This window comes from Rhizobium sp. CF142 (genome assembly GCF_000281145.1).
In the GTDB taxonomy this organism is placed as follows: domain Bacteria; phylum Pseudomonadota; class Alphaproteobacteria; order Rhizobiales; family Rhizobiaceae; genus Rhizobium.
The window spans coordinates 91,337-107,772 of sequence record NZ_AJWE01000130.1; the positions used below are offsets into that span (position 1 = coordinate 91,337).

The 16,436-nt window shown below is 62.0% G+C and carries 13 protein-coding genes and 1 pseudogene; 8 read left to right on the forward strand and 6 right to left on the reverse strand.

The features are described 5' to 3' along the window. Positions 1-45: 45 nt before the first annotated feature. Together alaS and recA are read right to left on the reverse strand one after the other, a co-directional pair. Positions 46-2,700, reverse strand: a complete 2,655-nt coding sequence (gene alaS / locus PMI11_RS33125) for an alanine--tRNA ligase (protein ID WP_007826288.1) — start codon at positions 2,698-2,700, stop codon at positions 46-48. Positions 2,701-2,855: 155 nt separating this feature from the next. Further along, positions 2,856-3,947 (reverse strand): recombinase RecA, encoded by a 1,092-nt coding sequence (recA, locus tag PMI11_RS33130; RefSeq protein ID WP_007826290.1) that lies wholly within the window; start codon positions 3,945-3,947, stop codon positions 2,856-2,858. Between the two features lie 229 nt (positions 3,948-4,176). On the opposite strand from recA, the gene PMI11_RS33135 reads away from it, so the two are divergent. Beyond that, entirely contained in the window at positions 4,177-5,121 is a 945-nt protein-coding gene (locus tag PMI11_RS33135) for a carbohydrate kinase family protein (RefSeq protein ID WP_007826293.1), read from the forward strand. A 30-nt stretch (positions 5,122-5,151) separates the two neighbouring features. After that, on the forward strand, positions 5,152-6,078 hold the full coding sequence (locus tag PMI11_RS33140) for a pseudouridine-5'-phosphate glycosidase (RefSeq protein ID WP_007826295.1): 927 nt from the start codon (positions 5,152-5,154) through the stop codon (positions 6,076-6,078). 78 nt (positions 6,079-6,156) lie between these two features. On the opposite strand, the gene PMI11_RS33145 is transcribed toward PMI11_RS33140, so the two are convergent. Then, entirely contained in the window at positions 6,157-8,760 is a 2,604-nt protein-coding gene (locus tag PMI11_RS33145) for a cell cycle histidine kinase CckA (RefSeq protein ID WP_007826297.1), read from the reverse strand. 297 nt (positions 8,761-9,057) lie between these two features. On the opposite strand from PMI11_RS33145, the gene PMI11_RS33150 reads away from it, so the two are divergent. Beyond that, positions 9,058-10,182 (forward strand): flagellar biosynthetic protein FliO, encoded by a 1,125-nt coding sequence (locus PMI11_RS33150; RefSeq protein WP_037072621.1) that lies wholly within the window; start codon positions 9,058-9,060, stop codon positions 10,180-10,182. A gap of 95 nt (positions 10,183-10,277) precedes the next feature. Here the strand turns inward: PMI11_RS33150 and dksA are convergent, their stop codons facing one another. Further along, a complete protein-coding gene (gene dksA, locus PMI11_RS33155) occupies positions 10,278-10,697 on the reverse strand; it encodes an RNA polymerase-binding protein DksA (RefSeq protein WP_007826301.1) in 420 nt (139 codons plus the stop codon). A 277-nt stretch (positions 10,698-10,974) separates the two neighbouring features. On the opposite strand from dksA, the gene PMI11_RS33160 reads away from it, so the two are divergent. From PMI11_RS33160 to PMI11_RS33180, 5 genes and pseudogenes are all read left to right on the forward strand, one after another. Then, positions 10,975-11,469, forward strand: a complete 495-nt coding sequence (locus PMI11_RS33160) for a SixA phosphatase family protein (protein WP_007826303.1) — start codon at positions 10,975-10,977, stop codon at positions 11,467-11,469. Between the two features lie 73 nt (positions 11,470-11,542). Next, entirely contained in the window at positions 11,543-13,018 is a 1,476-nt protein-coding gene (locus tag PMI11_RS33165) for a YcjX family protein (protein WP_007826305.1), read from the forward strand. After that, positions 13,015-14,094 (forward strand): YcjF family protein, encoded by a 1,080-nt coding sequence (locus PMI11_RS33170; RefSeq protein ID WP_007826311.1) that lies wholly within the window; start codon positions 13,015-13,017, stop codon positions 14,092-14,094. The genes PMI11_RS33165 and PMI11_RS33170 overlap by 4 nt, the downstream gene beginning before the upstream one ends. A gap of 212 nt (positions 14,095-14,306) precedes the next feature. Continuing rightward, positions 14,307-14,858 carry a hypothetical protein gene (locus tag PMI11_RS33175; protein ID WP_007826317.1) on the forward strand — a complete coding sequence of 184 codons (552 nt, stop codon included), beginning with the start codon at positions 14,307-14,309 and terminating at the stop codon, positions 14,856-14,858. Between the two features lie 295 nt (positions 14,859-15,153). Beyond that, a pseudogene (locus PMI11_RS33180) lies at positions 15,154-15,366 on the forward strand (hypothetical protein); the annotation flags it as partial. Between the two features lie 93 nt (positions 15,367-15,459). Here PMI11_RS33180 and folK read toward each other — a convergent pair. Both folK and folB read right to left on the reverse strand, forming a co-directional pair. Further along, positions 15,460-15,987 (reverse strand): 2-amino-4-hydroxy-6-hydroxymethyldihydropteridine diphosphokinase, encoded by a 528-nt coding sequence (folK, locus tag PMI11_RS33185; RefSeq protein WP_007826331.1) that lies wholly within the window; start codon positions 15,985-15,987, stop codon positions 15,460-15,462. Continuing rightward, positions 15,968-16,336: a dihydroneopterin aldolase gene (gene folB, locus PMI11_RS33190; RefSeq protein WP_007826332.1), complete on the reverse strand. Its 369-nt coding sequence runs from the start codon at positions 16,334-16,336 to the stop codon at positions 15,968-15,970. Before folB ends, folK begins: the two co-directional genes overlap by 20 nt. Positions 16,337-16,436: the final 100 nt, after the last annotated feature.

Here is a 16,436-nt window from a genome sequence, read left to right on the forward strand (position 1 = left end):
ATCTCGCAGCCGGTTCTCATTTCAAACAGTTCTCAGGTTCGACAGTCAGCCTGCAATTGCCGCTGCAACAGCCTCAAGCGCCTCGTCAGCCTTGGCTCCGTCAGGGCCACCGGCCTGCGCCATATCAGGACGACCGCCGCCACCCTTGCCGCCGAGCGCTGCGGAGGCAACGCGCACCAGATCGACGGCACTGAAACGATCCACGAGATCGGGCGTCACGGCAACGACAGCACTTGCCTTGCCATCTTCGGACACGCCGATCAGCGTCACCACGCCGGAGCCGATGCTGGCTTTGCCGTCATCGGCAAGCCCCTTGAGATCCTTCGGATCAACGCCGGCCACGGCCTTGCCGAGGAACTTGACGCCGGCGACGTCACGCACCGCATCGGCAGAACCGCCCTGCCCGCCGCCCATGGCGAGCTTGCGCTTGGCATCGGCAAGTTCCTTTTCGAGCTTGCGGCGCTCGTCCATCAGCGCCTCGACACGCGACAGCACTTCCGACGGCTGAACCTTCAGCGAGGCGGCAAGCGTCTTCACACGATCGTCCTGTTCGGCGAGATATTCGCGCGCCGATTCACCGGTGACGGCTTCGATACGGCGAACGCCGGCACCGACGGCGCTTTCGCCGAGGATGCGCACGAGTCCAATCTGGCCGGTTGCCGACACATGCGTGCCGCCACAGAGTTCGACCGAATAGGGCCTGTTGGCCTTGGCGCCATGCAGACCGGTGCCCATCGAGACGACGCGCACTTCATCGCCGTACTTCTCGCCGAAGAGCGCCATGGCGCCTTCCGCGATCGCGTCATCGACGCTCATCAGGCGGGTCGTGACAGGTGCATTCTGTAGCACGATCTCGTTGGCCATCTCCTCCACGATCTTGAGTTCTTCAGCCGTCATCGGCTTCGGGTGCGAAACGTCGAAGCGCAGGCGCTCGGGTGCGACCAGCGAGCCCTTCTGGGCAACATGGCTGCCGAGCACTTCACGCAACGCCTCATGCAGAAGGTGGGTTGCCGAGTGGTTGGCGCGCAGGCGCGAGCGACGTGCACGATCGACCGTCAGCACGACCGCATCGCCCGCCTTGATCACACCTTCAACGACCGTACCCAGATGCACGAATAGGCCTTCACCCCTCTTCTGCGTATCTGAAATCTCGATCTTGCCGTGATCGGACGAGATCACACCCGTATCGCCCATCTGGCCGCCGGATTCACCGTAGAACGGCGTCTGGTTGACGACGATCTGCACCTTGTCGCCGGCCCTGGTCTCGTCGGCTACGGCGCTGTCTTTGACGATAGCCTGGACGACGCCTTCGGCCGTTTCGGTGTCGTAGCCGAGGAATTCGGTCGCGCCGTGCTTTTCCTTGAGCTCGAACCAGATGGTTTCCGTGGCCTTTTCACCGGAGCCGGCCCAATGCGAACGTGCCTCGGCCTTCTGGCGCTCCATGGCATCGGTGAAGCCGGAGATATCGACGCCGATTTCGCGGGCGCGCAGCGCATCCTGCGTCAGGTCGAGCGGAAAGCCGTAGGTGTCGTAGAGCTTGAAGGCGGTCTCGCCATCGAGCATGTCGCCCTTGCCGAGATCCGTCGTCGCATCCGACAGAAGCGACAGGCCGCGCTCCAGCGTCTTGCGGAAGCGGTTTTCCTCGAGCTTCAGCGTCTCCGAGATCAGCGCCTCGGCGCGCACCAGCTCCGGATAGGCGCGGCCCATCTCCTGTACCAGCGTCGGCAGCAGCTTGTAGATCAACGGCTCTTTGGCGCCGAGAAGCTGTGCGTGGCGCATGGCGCGGCGCATGATGCGGCGCAGCACGTAGCCGCGACCTTCATTCGACGGCAGCACGCCGTCGGCGATCAGGAAGGCCGAGGAGCGCAGGTGGTCGGCGATGACGCGGTGGCTGGCGCTGCCCTCTGCCTTGACGCCCATCGTATCCTCGATGGTGCCGATCAGCGTGCGGAAGAGGTCGGTGTCGAACACGCTCTGCACACCCTGCAAAACGGCAGCCATGCGCTCCAGGCCCATGCCGGTATCGATCGACGGGCGCGGCAGCGGGTTGCGAACGCCGGGCTCGGTCTGCTCGAACTGCATGAAGACGAGGTTCCAGAATTCCAGGAACCGGTCGCCATCTTCTTCCGGCGAGCCGGGAGGGCCGCCCCAGACATTCTCGCCCTGGTCGATGAAGATTTCCGAGCACGGACCGCAGGGGCCGGTGTCGCCCATCTGCCAGAAATTGTCAGAGGTCGGGATGCGGATGATCTTGTCGTCGGAGAAACCGGCGATCTTCTTCCAGAGCGTCGCGGCTTCCTCGTCTTCGGAATAGACGGTCACCAGCAGACGGTTCTTAGGCAGGTCGAAACCTTCGGTGACCAGGTTCCAGGCAAGCTCGATGGCATTCTCCTTGAAATAGTCGCCAAAGGAGAAGTTGCCGAGCATTTCGAAGAAGGTCAGATGGCGTGCAGTATAGCCGACATTGTCGAGATCGTTATGCTTGCCGCCGGCGCGCACGCACTTCTGCGAGGTCGTCGCCGTTGAATAGGGACGCTTTTCGAGACCGGTGAAAACGTTCTTGAACTGCACCATGCCGGCATTGGTGAACATCAGCGTCGGGTCATTGCGCGGCACGAGCGGGCTCGATGGAACGATCTCATGGCCGTTCTTCTTGAAGTAGTCGAGGAAGGTCGACCGGATATCGTTTACACCGCTCATTTCATGCCCTTCGATGCTGCCAGCAGGCAGGTAAAATTAAATCCATCGGCTTTTATCGTTCGACCTTGCCACTGTCCAGCGAACAAACAAAACCGGCCGCATTCTCGTTAGAAGAATGCGGCCGGATCAGAAATCACTTCAGCGGTCAGGGCGAATTACATGTCGCCGGCATCACCTGCATCGTCGCCGGCGTCAGGGCCGCCGTTCTGCAGGAAGCGGTCGGCAATCAGGCCGGCGTTCTGGCGCAGCCCCGTCTCGATCTCGCGGGCGAGATCCGGATTGTCACGCAGGAAGATCTTGGCGTTTTCGCGACCCTGGCCGAGGCGCTGGCTGTTATAGGAGAACCAGGCGCCTGACTTCTCGACGATGCCGGCCTTGACGCCGAGGTCGATGAGTTCGCCGGTCTTGGAGACACCTTCGCCATACATGATGTCGAATTCGACTTGCTTGAAGGGAGGCGCCATCTTGTTCTTGACGACCTTGACGCGCGTCTGGTTGCCGATCACCTCTTCGCGCTCCTTGACCTGGCCGATGCGGCGGATGTCGAGGCGGACGGAGGCATAGAACTTGAGCGCGTTGCCACCCGTCGTCGTTTCCGGTGAGCCGAACATGACGCCGATCTTCATTCGGATCTGGTTGATGAAGATCACCATGGTATTCGACTTGGAGATCGAAGCCGTCAGCTTGCGCAGCGCCTGGCTCATCAGGCGGGCTTGAAGGCCCGGCAGGCTGTCACCCATTTCGCCTTCGATTTCGGCGCGCGGCGTCAGCGCGGCGACCGAGTCGACGACGAGGACGTCAATGGCGCCGGAGCGCACCAGCGTATCGGTGATTTCAAGCGCTTGCTCGCCGGTGTCAGGCTGGGAGATCAGGAGGTTCTGCAGATCGACGCCGAGCTTGCGGGCATAGACCGGATCGAGAGCGTGTTCGGCGTCGACGAAGGCGCAGATGCCGCCCTTCTTCTGCGCTTCGGCAATGGTCTGCAGCGCGAGCGTCGTTTTACCAGAACTTTCCGGACCGTAGATTTCGATGATACGGCCCTTCGGCAGGCCGCCAATGCCGAGCGCGATATCGAGGCTGAGCGAACCCGTAGAAACCGTTTCGATCTCGACGATGCTCTCGTTCGAGCCGAGTTTCATGATCGAGCCCTTGCCGAACGACCGCTCGATCTGTGAGAGTGCCGCTTCGAGCGCCTTGCTTTTGTCCACCGATTTGTCCTCTACGAGCCGCAATGAATTCTGAGACATTCGATCCACCTTTAGGTTATTGACGCTGCTCTAGCAATGTCGCCGCTGATGCGAAGTTTGTACCTGATTTGTTCTAATTTCGCAATGGGGTTGCAAATAATTGAAAGAAAAAGGTAAAACGGCCTGTGTTCTATTTTTGTTTTATCGATGCAAAGCAACGGCTTAGTGCGTTGCTTGCGCTGAATGCCGACGTTTTAGAGCCTATTCGATTCGCTCGGGGAGAGCAGAAATGAGCGGCAAGATTCTTGTTCTCGGTGGCGCCCATATCGATCGCCGCGGCCGCATTGCCGGGGAGACGGCACCCGGCGCCAGCAACCCCGGAACATGGTTCGAGGAACCGGGCGGCGGCGGCTTCAATGCGGCACGCAATCTCGCCCGGCTCGGCTTCGAGGTGACGATGATTTCGCCGCGCGGCGGCGACCCGATCGGCGAGATGGTGAGCGAGGCGGCCGATTTTGCTGGAATCAACGACCGCCCCTTCGTCTTCCTCGACCGCAAGACGCCGAGCTATACGGCAATCATCGAGAAGGACGGCAATCTGGTCATCGCACTGGCCGACATGGAACTCTACCGCTTCTTCGTGCCGCGGCGGCTGTCGATCCGCTGGGTGCGCGATGCCTTCGCCGCCACCGATTTCATCCTCTTCGACGCCAACCTGCCCGAGGACACGGCTGCTGCGATCGTCGCAAGGGCCAAGGCACTCGGCAAGCCGGTGGCGGCAATCGCCATTTCGCCGGCCAAGGTGGTGCGCCTCCTGCCCTGCCTCGACGGCATCGACTATCTATTCCTCAACGAGGCCGAGGCCGCAGCGCTGGCGGGCCACCGGCCGGAGGATGCAGTCGGCTGGCCGTCCCTGCTTGGTGACATCGGCATCGGCGGTGCAGTCGTCACCCGTGGTCAGCGTGAACTCGTCGCGTTTAAGAACGGGCATGCGCTTGTCTTGCAGCCGCCGATTTCGGACAATGTCGCCGATGTCACGGGTGCGGGAGACTCGCTGGCGGCCGGTACGCTCTCGGCACTCATGCTCGGCCTCCCGCTCGAAGAGGCGGTTCGCCATGGTGCAGCGGCAGCGGCTCTCACCGTACAGTCGCCGCATGCCGTCAACGAAAATCTCTCGCGGGAACTGATCCGCGACATGCTTTCGCTTGTCCCGGCGGCGAGAATTCTGCAATGAAGCGGCGACATCGATAAATGGATACGGATCATGACCAAACCCTTCTCGCCCCTGCTGCCGATTTCCTACTCGAAGGAAGTGGCTGCCGCCAAGCAGCGCGGCGCCCCGATCGTGGCACTCGAATCGACCATCATCACCCATGGCATGCCCTACCCCGGGAATATCGAGATGGCGCGTAGCGTCGAATCGATCATCCGCGATCAGGGCGCGGTTCCCGCCACCATTGCCGTCATCCACGGCACGCTGCATATCGGCCTCGAACCCGCCGAGCTGGAGCAGCTCGCCAAGGCAAAGGACGTCATGAAGGTATCGCGCGCCGATATCGCCTTTTCGATCGCCGAGCGCCGCACGGGTGCGACGACGGTTGCGGCGACGATGATTGCGGCGGCGCGTGCCGGCATCAAGGTCTTTGCGACCGGCGGCATCGGCGGCGTGCATCGCGGCGCTGAAGAAACGTTCGATATCTCCGCCGACCTCGAAGAGCTCGCCCGCACTGGGGTCATCGTCGTCTGCGCCGGCGCCAAGGCAATCCTCGATATTCCAAAGACGCTGGAAGTGCTGGAAACCCGCGGCGTGCCGGTCGTGACCTATGAAAGCGACGAATTCCCGGCTTTCTGGTCGCGTTCTTCAGGCATCCGCAGCCCGCTGACGCTGAACAGCCCGGCGGCGATTGCCAATTTCCAGACGACGCGCGAACAGCTTGGCATCGACGGCGGCATGCTGATCGCCAACCCCGTTCCGGAAGCTGACGAAATCGCCCGCGAGGAAATGGAAATCTACATCGAGCGTGCTCTCGACAGCGCCGAGCGTGACGAAATCACCGGCAAGGCGGTAACACCTTACCTGCTGAGCACGATCTTCGACCTGACCGATGGCCAGAGCCTGAAGACGAATATTGCGCTGGTGGAGAACAATGCGCGGCTTGCGGCAGAGATTGCTGTAGCGCTTGGCGAGTAGGCCAACGTCTGGCCGGGCTGGCCCCCCAACGATCCATCGTCGCAAGACTTGAGGGGCGCACAGCGCCCCTTAATCATATCAGCTATCCAGCGTCTCTTTCACCGCCACAGCCAGCTGCTTCAGCGAGAACGGCTTTGGCAGGAACCCAAACTTCGCCTCCGGCGGCAGGTTGCGGGCGAACGCATCCTCTGCGTAACCGGACACGAAGATGAACTTCAGATCCGGATAGTTCTTGCGCAACTCGCGCAGCAGCGACGGCCCGTCCATCTCAGGCATCACCACGTCGGAGACGACGATGTCCACCTTGCCGTCGAGCTCCTCCATGATCTCGAGGGCCTCGACGCCGGAGCCGGCCTCATGGACCGTATAGCCGCGCGTCTCCAGCATGCGCTTGCCGCCGCGCCGCACTGCTTCTTCGTCTTCGACGAGCAGGATGACGGCCGAGCCCGTCAGATCTTCCGGCTGCTTCGGCTGGACGAGTTCCACAATCTGCGCACCGCCGGTAGCAACGGCCTGATCGGCGGCTTCCGCTTCCGCAGCGACTGCCGGTTCGACGATATGGCGCGGCAGGAAGATACGGAAGGTCGTGCCCTTGCCGACTTCCGATTCCGGCTGGATATAGCCGCCCGACTGCTTGACGATGCCATAGACCATGGCAAGGCCGAGACCTGTGCCCTTGCCCACATCCTTGGTGGTGAAGAACGGCTCGAAAATCTTGTCCATGATCTCGGGCGCAATGCCGGTGCCGGTATCGGTCACCTCGATCAGCACCATGTCTTCATGCGGCATGTAGGAATAGTTGAAGGCGGCAACTTCCGCTGCCGGCAGATTGCGGGTGCGCAGCGTCAGCGTGCCGCCATCAGGCATGGCGTCGCGGGCATTGACGCTGAGATTGATCAGCACCTGCTCGAATTGCGAAAGATCGGTTTTGACAGGCCAGAGATCGCGGCCATATTCGACGTCGAGCTTGACGTTGGTGCCTGAAATCAGCCGGTCGACCAGCATGCGCAGGTCGCCGACCACGTCGGTCAGGTTCAACACCGTCGGCCGCATCGTCTGCTTGCGCGAGAAGGCGAGAAGCTGGCGCACCAGCACCGCCGCGCGGTTGGCATTGCGCTTGATCTCTATCAGATCGGCGAAGCTCGCATCGGCAGGTCGCGCCTGCAGTAGCAGATGGTCGGAAGACAGGAGGATTGCCGTCAGCACATTGTTGAAATCGTGCGCGATGCCGCCGGCAAGCGTGCCGACCGCATTCATCTTCTGCGTCTGCGCCATCTGCGCTTCCAGCGCCTTCTGCTCGGTCACTTCCACCGCATAGACGATGGCCGCCTCCTCCGGCGCCTCGTCGCTCTGGTCGATGACTGCATTCACATAGAAGCGGAAGAAGCGTGCGTCATCGGTCGGCGTGCGGGAATCGATCGGCGGGATGTCGCCCTGCCGGTCCTTGGCGGCGGCGAGTGCCGCGGCAAGCTGCGGCCGGTCGCTGTCCTGCACGATCGTTTCCATCAGCGCGCCGCGCTCCAGATCGTCACGCGAGACGATATTGGAGAAAAGCTTCAGGAAAGGCGCGTTGGTGCGCAGGATCTTGCCATTGCCGTCGACGGAGGCGATCGCCATCGGCGTGTTGTTGAAGAAGCGCGTGAAGCGCATTGCAGCTGCCGAGGCCGACTGGCCGTTCTCACTGTCCTTGTCACGCGTCAGCACGATCGTCCGGCTCTCGCCGGGCGCTCCGTCGCGCATGGAGGTGACGCGGTGGATGATCTGCACCGGCAGGCTCTGGCCGTTTGATTTGCGCAGGTCGAGGTCCAGCGTCACGGTCTTCTTCAGCCCCGGCTCGGCCTGTACGGACTGGATCAGCGCCAGTCCCTCGCCCGCGACGAGATCGCCGATATTCATCGAGCCCGGCATGAATTTGGTGAGGTCGAGACCCAGCCATTCCGCAAGCGTGGCGTTCAGATAGAAGATCTCGCCCTTGCGTCCGGCAGAGAAGAAACCCGAGGGAGCGTGGTCGAGATAGTCGATCGCGTTCTGGAGTTCCTTGAAGAAGCGCTCCTGATCCTCGCGTTCGGCGGTAATATCGGTGATCTGCCAGATCTGCAGCGGCTTGCTGTCACCATCTTCCGGCTTCAGGAGCCGCGCTTTCAGGCGATACCAATGCGCGCCGGCATTGCTTCCGGGGCCAACGGCCCGCAGTAGGCGGAATTCTTCGCGCCCCTCCCGGCCCTCGCGCAGCCCGTTCACCAGCCGATAGAGCGCCTCGTTCGATTCGCGGTGGCGCGACAGCAGCGTCTCCAGCGTCTGCACCTCGGTCGCCTTGCGTGCACCCGTCAGCGCTCCATAGGCGGCATTGGCATAGACGATGCGGCCCTTCTCGTCGGTGATCAGCGTCCCGTCGGGATGGCTGTTCAGGAAAGCGCGCGCCAGGCTGTCGGACTGGCGCTGCGGCATGACCTCGATGAAGCCGATGACGGAGGAGACGAGGAAGAAGATGCCGACCATGGCGAGCACGCCGAGACAGCCGAGCACCAGTTCGTTGCCGAGCGAATCCTTGAAGAAGACGAAGGCTGCCGCCGCCGCAATCAGCACGATCGCCAGCAGAATGATGCGTATCGCCGTGCCAGAACGCCCCCCACGATCCACAAGCGGTGCGTTATAGTCGTCGACCTGACGCGATTTCGTCATCTATTCCTCGCATAAGCCCTTCCTGCCGCGCTCGTAACACCGCTACGAAGCAGGAATCAGGCAGTCTTTCCTTCTTATCAACTTGCTGCGCCCGCAAAAACAGCAGGTTTCGTCAGACTGCTTGAATTCACAGGCAAACGCGCCAATTTGCCCGTAATCCCGCCGGTGCCGCAGCGAGCGCCCGGCCAAATAGTTGCACAACACGAAATCGCGTTCGCCGGTGACTGGACAGACCCGCCGGCTCTTGCCTAAGGAGCGGAAAAGTCGTCTGTTGTGCTATAATGCGAAATGGAGTGAGTGCCTATGTTCGATGATGTTGTAGGGGCTTACGGTAGCCGCTTCCTGCTTGCCGCCGGTGGCGTCGGTATTGCCCTCATCCTGCTCATTCTCGTTCTGTGGTTCCTGCGCGGCCGTGCACCCTCGCCTTTCGTTCGCGGCGGTCGCAACCGCCAGCCGCGCCTGCAGGTGCTAGATGCCGCCGCCGTCGATGCCCGCCGTCGCCTGGTTCTCGTGCGCCGCGACAATGTCGAACATCTCGTCATGATCGGCGGCCCGACCGATATCGTCATCGAAAGCCGCATCCTGCCGGAAACCGAAGCCGAAACCGCTGCTGAGTTCCGCCCACAGCCGGTCGAGGAGCGTGCTGTCGCTCAGGAGCGTGCAGCAGTCCAGCCGCGCCGCGAGCCGCCGCCGAGGCCAGTCGCCGCCCCCGTCGCACCACCTGTGGCGGCAGGCGCCGAACCTGATTTCGAACCCTACAGCCCGGCACCGGCTCCGGTCATCGTCCCAGTCATCGCCCCGCCGGCCGAGCCGCTTCGCCAGCGCCCCGAACCTTCGGTCGCTCCGGCAGTCGCGCCGCCCATGTCTGTCCAACAGATGCCTGCCCAGCAGGCTCCCGCGCCACAGGTCTCCGCTCCGCCGCTCACAGCCGAGCGCGACGGCCCGCAGCGCATGTCGCAGCTTCAGCCGCGCCAGCCCGAACGCCCCGCTCCGCAACCCGCGCCCGATACCGCTAGCGCCGCAGATATCCTCGATGCAGCCCGCCAGCGCGTGCTGCCGCAGCAGCGCATCGAACCGGAAGTGTCCACTCCGCCGGCCCAGAGCATTCCCGCCGTTTCGCGGGGCGCTCCAGTCGCGACGGAAGATGGCGGTTTGCAATCGGCTGCCATCCGCCGCGATTTCCAACGCATCCTCGATGATGAGATATCGGCCAATCCGGCCGCCGAGCGTGTGGTTCCCGTACCCAATACGCAGCAGGCACGCCCTGCCCCGCAGCTTGGTGTTCCTCAGTCTGGCTCCCCTCAGCCAGGCTCAATGCCGCGCCGCGACCCCGACATGGCGCCGATCACGGGTGCGGATGCAGCACTTCAAAAGGAAGTCGCCCGCATCTTCGGCGAAATGAGCGTCAATCGCGACAAGTAAAAGCCGGAGCCATATGGCCCCTGAGCAAAGAGCACGAAAACAAAAAGCACCGCGATCGTCTCGCGGTGCTTTTTTCATTGCCGGTTCGGAAGTGATTATTCGTCCCGGTAAACCTTTTCGCGGCGCTCGTGGCGTTCCTGCGCTTCGATCGACAGGGTGGCGATCGGGCGGGCGTCGAGGCGTTTCAGGCCGATCGGCTCGCCGGTTTCCTCGCAGTAGCCGTAGGTGCCATCTTCGATGCGCTGCAGGGCTGCGTCGATCTTGGAGATCAGCTTTCTCTGACGGTCGCGGGCGCGAAGTTCGATCGCCCGGTCGGTTTCGGAGGATGCACGATCTGCGAGATCAGGGTGGTTAGCGCTTTCCTCAGCCAGATGGTCGAGTGTTTCGCGCGCTTCTCTAAGGATATCGTTTTTCCAGGCAACCAGCTTGGCTCTGAAATAAGCGCGCTGGTTCGTATTCATGAACTCCTCGTCTTCCGAGGGAACATAATTGCTAAGATCGATCTTCTCACTCAACGCGATTCTCCTGAAGAACATCTCATCTGGCCGGGTGTATATCCCAAGCGCTATCCGCGATTCAAGCCAAATAAGACAGGTAAACAGATTTTTAAATCTGTCATAAATTTGAGCTAACAGTCTATTTTCGCATCATTATTCCGAGCAGCGATTTTTGCTTGGCCTTCAAAACGCCGTGTTGGAACGCCCCTTTCGCGCTGTTGGAAGCCTGTGGACGGTTGACGTTGCGGGATTGCAACCGCTACTGAAAAGGCTCCGTTCGAAGCTGGATTTGCCCATGGCCGCCCTCCTGCCTCCACCCCATCGGATCTACCTCCTGCGTCATGCCGAAGCCGCCTGGGCCGAGCCCGGACAGCGCGATTTCGACCGCCCGCTGAGCCAAAAGGGTTTCGGCGATGCCGAGATTGTCGCCGACCGCGCCGCCGACAAGGGCTACCGTCCGGACATCCTGATCAGCTCGACCGCGCTTCGTTGCCGCGACACCGCCGAGGCCGTGCATCGCGCCATGGGCGAAACGCTCGATATGCGCTTCGTCGACACGCTCTATAACGCCTCGGTCGATACCTATCTCGAAATCATCGATGCGCAGGATGTGACGAGTGTCATGCTCGTCGGCCATAACCCGACCATGGAGCAGGCCCTATCGGCGCTGATCGGCCAAAAGGCTATGGCAGCCTCTGTGCCGAAAGGCTTCCCGACAGCCGGTCTCGCCGTCATCGATTACATCGCTACGACTGCGGCCTGGCGCCTCGCCGACTTCGTCATCGACTGAGCTTTTCGCGCCGCTTCTTTTTCGGGCTGCGACCCTTTCCTATATTGCAGGCAGTGCCATCAGGGATTCCGATTTGCCGCCACGCCTGACATCCTTTGCCGACGATGCGCTGATCGCGCTGGACAATCTTGCTGACCGTGCCAGCGGTCTCGTCAATCCGACCATCCGGCTCGGCGTCACCGGCCTTTCCCGCTCCGGCAAGACCGTCTTCATTTCCTCGCTGGTCCATAATCTCCTGCACGGCGGCCGCCTGCCGCTCTTCGAAGCAGTTCAATCCGGCCGCGTTTCGGCCGTCCGCCTGGAGCCGCAGCCCGATGATGCCGTACCGCGGTTCCAGTACGAGGATCATATCCGCGCGCTGGTGAAGGAGCGTATCTGGCCGGATTCCACCCGTGCGATCTCCGAACTGCGCATTACGCTGGATTATCAGAGCGCCAGCTCCTGGACGCGCATGTTCTCGCCCGGCCGCCTGTCGATCGATATCGTCGATTATCCCGGCGAGTGGCTACTCGACCTGCCTCTGCTCGGCAAGGATTTCCGCACCTTCAGTGAAGAGACGATTGCGCTTGCCGCAACCGGCATTCGCGCCGAACTGTCGAGTGCCTGGCTGGCGCTGACGAGAGCGACAGATATCACTGCTTCAGCCGATGAAATGGTCGCCCGCGATCTCGCCACCAGCTTTGCCGATTATCTGAAGGCCTGCAAAGCGGACGAACGCTCGCTTTCCACGCTTCCGCCCGGCCGTTTCCTGCTGCCCGGCGATCTCGACGGATCACCTGCGCTGACCTTCGCCCCGCTTGCCCTGCCGCCGGATGGAAAGCCCGAGCGCGGCTCGCTCTGGGCGATGATGGAGCGCCGCTACGAGGCCTATAAGTCAGTGGTCGTCAAACCCTTCTTCCGCGAGCATTTTGCCAGGCTCGACCGGCAGATCGTGCTGGTCGATGCGCTGCAGGCGATGAACCGTGGTCCGGAAGCCGTGCAGGATCTGGAGCGCGCCCTGACCGACGTGCTCGCCTGCTTTCGCCCCGGCAGCAATTCAATCCTGTCGTCGCTGCTCGGCCGGCGCATCGACCGTGTTCTGGTCGCCGCCACCAAGGCGGACCATCTGCACCACGAAAGCCATGACCGGCTGGACCGGCTGACGCGCCGCCTGGTCGACCGCGCGATCGATCGCATCGGCATGGCCGGCGCAGGCATCGATGTCATGGCGCTCGCCTCCGTGCGCGCCACGCGGGAGGCAACGGTGCGTCGCGACGGTCACGACCTGCCCGTCATCGTCGGAACACCCATGGCCGGTGAAAAGATCGCCGGGGAGACCTTCGACGGCGAGCGCAAGACGGCCATCTTTCCCGGCGATCTGGCGGAAAATCCCGAATCCCTGTTCGAGCGCATCGAGGCCGGCGACACATCGGTCGAGCTGCCCGACGTCAGTGTCGTACGCTTTCGCCCGCCGCAGCTCGAGGAAACCGGCGGCGGTATCAAACTCTCCGTGCCGCATATCCGCCTCGACCGCGCCATGCAGTTCCTGTTCGGAGACCGCCTCGCATGAGTAAGCCGCCGATCGACCAGCCCAATCAGCCGCGCCGCGCCCCCGCCGCCTTCACCTATGAGGAAGAGAATGCGGCGCCCGAAGCCCCGCGCGTAGAACGCCGTAAGCCGGCAAGTTTTTCCGGTGAGGTGGTGCTGACGCCGGACGAGGAAGATCCCTTCCTCAATCCGGAGCAGGATCCGAGCCCGCTGCCGGTCGCCACCCCGCGCAAGCGCCGCACCTCCTTCGCCAGCATCGCTGCCGGCGCTTTCGGCATTCTGCTGTCGCTCGCCTTCGGCCTCTGGACCGACCGGCTGATCCGCGATCTCTTCGACCGCGCCGACTGGCTGGGCTATGCCGCCCTTGCCGTGCTTGCGATCGGCATCCTCGCCGTCATCGCCATCGTCATCAGAGAAACGGCAGGCATGATGCGGCTTGCCGCGGTGCAGACCATCAAGGCCGAAGCCGATGCCGCGATCCTGGAAACCCGCCCCGCCAAGGCACGCGCGGTCGTCGCCCGCCTGATGAGCCTCATCGCCAACAAGCCGGAAACCGCCAAGGGCCGAGCCACGCTGAAGGAGACCGAAGGCGAGGTCATCGACGCTCCGCATCTGATTGCGCTTGCTGAGCGCGAGCTGCTTGCGCCGCTGGATCGCCGGGCACGCGCGCTGATCGTCAATTCCTCCAAGCGGGTCTCGATCGTCACGGCCGTCAGCCCCCGCGCCATCGTCGACCTGCTCTATGTGCTCTATGAGGCTGCCCGCCTGATCCGCGCCATGGCCGAACTGTACGGCGGCCGCCCCGGCACGCTCGGCATGCTGAGATTGATGCGTGACGTGCTCGCCCACCTTGCCGTGACCGGCTCGATTGCCGTCGGTGATAGTCTTGTTCAGCAGGTGCTGGGCCACGGGCTCGCCTCGAAGCTCTCGGCCCGACTCGGCGAAGGCGTGATCAATGGTCTGATGACGGCGCGCATCGGCATTGCCGCCATGGATCTCTGCCGTCCGCTGACCTTCCGGGCGCTGAAACGGCCGGGAATCGGTGACTTTATCGGCGACTTGACGCCGTCGATGACGACGCGCAACGGCAACCCTTAAGCAAAAAAGCCGGATTTCGCCACATTCAGGCCTTCTTATGAAGGCTGCGAAAAACTTGAGCGGATTCAATGCGCTACATCCGCTGCCTCAGAAACATTTCCTCGCGAAAGCCCTGTATTTCCACGCATTTCGGCGGCCCGGAAAGAAAGCATTAACCATTCTCCGGCAAAACTTCAGACCAGTTCCCGAGTGGTGTTTGCCAAGGAAAATCCATGTACTCGCGCAAGTTTCTTTTTGTATGCGGCCTGGCCGCCGCGGCATTGTCTCCAGTGGCAGACGTCGCTTCCAACGCCACTGCCGCAACCCGTGACAAGGCCTTCTTCGAATCCGTCGCCGGCACCTGGAAGGGTCCAGGCGAAATCGTCGCCGGCAAGTACAAGGGCACGAAATTCACCTGCAATCTCGTCGGTTCTCCGGCCGATGATTCTTCCGCCGGCATCAAGCTCGACGGTACCTGCCGCGTCGGCGTCTTCAAGCAGCCGATGAGCGCCGTCATCTCCCAGTCCGGTTCCACCTACAAGGGTAAGTTCCTCGATGGTGCCGAAGGCAAAGGTCTTGATATCGTCTCCGGCGCCGTCACCGACGATACCGTCGTCGTTGGTATCAATCGCTCCAAGCTGAACGGCGCGATGATTGCCCGCGTTCGCGACGACAAGACTATGAATGTCACCGTTTCGGTCAAGGTCGAAAGCCAGATGGTCCCGGTCATCGGCCTGACGCTAACCCGCCAGGTCGATGAAATGGCTGTTGGCTCGATCCAGTAAGCTGTTCATTCGGAATATATTTTCCTGAGGCGGCGGTTTTCCGCCGCTTTTAGTTTGGCTGCTAGCGTCCGAAGGCCCGCGAAGACGGGCCTTTTCTCTTTTTGATCTTGGTTGTTCCTATTGTTTGCAAGAGCGGCTTGACTGCCGCCTCGATAGGAGAACCGCTCATGCGTTCCCTACCTTCATATTTCGTGATGGCATCGGGATCATTTCCCGCTACGCAACGTTCTTTGTGGACAGCAGGGCTTGACCCTGCGAGGACAGGGAGACGAAGGACATGAACGCAACCAACGCGGATACGGAAACTAGGAGCCTGAAGCTCGCCAAGGAATATCTGCGCCTCGGCGGACACCGCCGCTGCAAGATCGACGATAACATCACCACTGTGCGCCAGTGGGAGAAGGATCCGCCGGAGGCGGAACGCTTCTGGCAGGAACAGGTGCAGTCGCTTTCTGCCGCTGACCGCAAGCAGGTCGAGGATTTCCTGCCGAGCATCAATTCGCCCTGAGTGCTTGAAACTGCAGGTCTGACGCCCGATAACTGGATCCATCTCTGCATCGATATGCAGAGGATGTTCGCAGCCTGCGCTTGGTGGCCCCGTCTAAGTCTTGCGCCACCAGTCGCGGCTCTCGTCCGCGATCTCGATCCCCGCGATGTCGGCGCCGCTAAGCCAAGCGGAAACCGCCCTGCCCCGGACAGTGAGTTCGGGCGCGATATCCGCAAGCGGCATCAGCACGAAGCCCCGCTCCGTCATGCGTGGATGCGGCAGTTCCAGCCGCGGCGCATCCTGCGCGACACCCTCATAGGTCAGCACATCGATATCGAGCGTGCGCGGTCCCCAGCGCTCGATGCGCTCGCGCTTCATCTCCCGCTCGATCAACAGGCAGAGATCGAGCAGCGCTTCCGGCGCAAGCCGTGTTTCCACCGCCGCGCAGGAGTTGAAGAAGTGGGACTGGTCGGTCTTGCCCCAGGGCGGCGTGCGGTAAAGCCGCGAGACGGCGGCCACCCGGCAGTCCGGATGGGCGTCCAGCACCGCAAGCGCTGATGCCATGGACTTGACCGGATCGCCGATATTGCCGCCGAGGCCGAGCGTTGCGAGACGGAATGGATTATCGGGTACGATGCTCAACGGTCACCTGCACGAAATCGAGCACGCCAGGGATCGGCGCATTCGGCTTGCGCACCGTGATCTTGGCCCTGATAATCTGCGGGAATTTTTTACAGAGCCCCTTGGCGATATCGAACGCCAGCGCCTCGATCAGGTAGCGCCGCTGGCCGACGACGATTTCTTCGATGATGGTGAAGGCGGTGCCATAGTGGACGGTCTCATCGATGGAATCGTTTTCCAGTGCGCTGCCCGCTTCCACCTCCAGTTCGGCATCCACGAAGAAACGCTGGCCGAGGAATTCCTCTTCGGCATGCACGCCGTGGCGGGCGAAGAAGGCGCAGTTCTGCATCAGGATCGTATAGGTACTCATGACGGCCTCCCCCTAAAGCATGTCGCGCAAAAGTGTGTAGCGATTTTGCGACAACGACATGCGTAAAACAAAGACTTCAAGCATGTCGCGCAAAAATGTG

Bases quoted from the DNA above. Each gene is read 5' to 3' on its own strand.
- alaS (WP_007826288.1), bottom strand. From the start codon at position 2,700: ATGAGCGGTGTAAACGATATCCGGTCGACCTTCCTCGACTACTTCAAG.
- recA (WP_007826290.1), bottom strand. From the start codon at position 3,947: ATGTCTCAGAATTCATTGCGGCTCGTAGAGGACAAATCGGTGGACAAA.
- PMI11_RS33135 (WP_007826293.1), top strand. From the start codon at position 4,177: ATGAGCGGCAAGATTCTTGTTCTCGGTGGCGCCCATATCGATCGCCGC.
- PMI11_RS33140 (WP_007826295.1), top strand. From the start codon at position 5,152: ATGACCAAACCCTTCTCGCCCCTGCTGCCGATTTCCTACTCGAAGGAA.
- PMI11_RS33145 (WP_007826297.1), bottom strand. From the start codon at position 8,760: ATGACGAAATCGCGTCAGGTCGACGACTATAACGCACCGCTTGTGGAT.
- PMI11_RS33160 (WP_007826303.1), top strand. From the start codon at position 10,975: ATGGCCGCCCTCCTGCCTCCACCCCATCGGATCTACCTCCTGCGTCAT.
- PMI11_RS33170 (WP_007826311.1), top strand. From the start codon at position 13,015: ATGAGTAAGCCGCCGATCGACCAGCCCAATCAGCCGCGCCGCGCCCCC.
- PMI11_RS33175 (WP_007826317.1), top strand. From the start codon at position 14,307: ATGTACTCGCGCAAGTTTCTTTTTGTATGCGGCCTGGCCGCCGCGGCA.
- folB (WP_007826332.1), bottom strand. From the start codon at position 16,336: ATGAGTACCTATACGATCCTGATGCAGAACTGCGCCTTCTTCGCCCGC.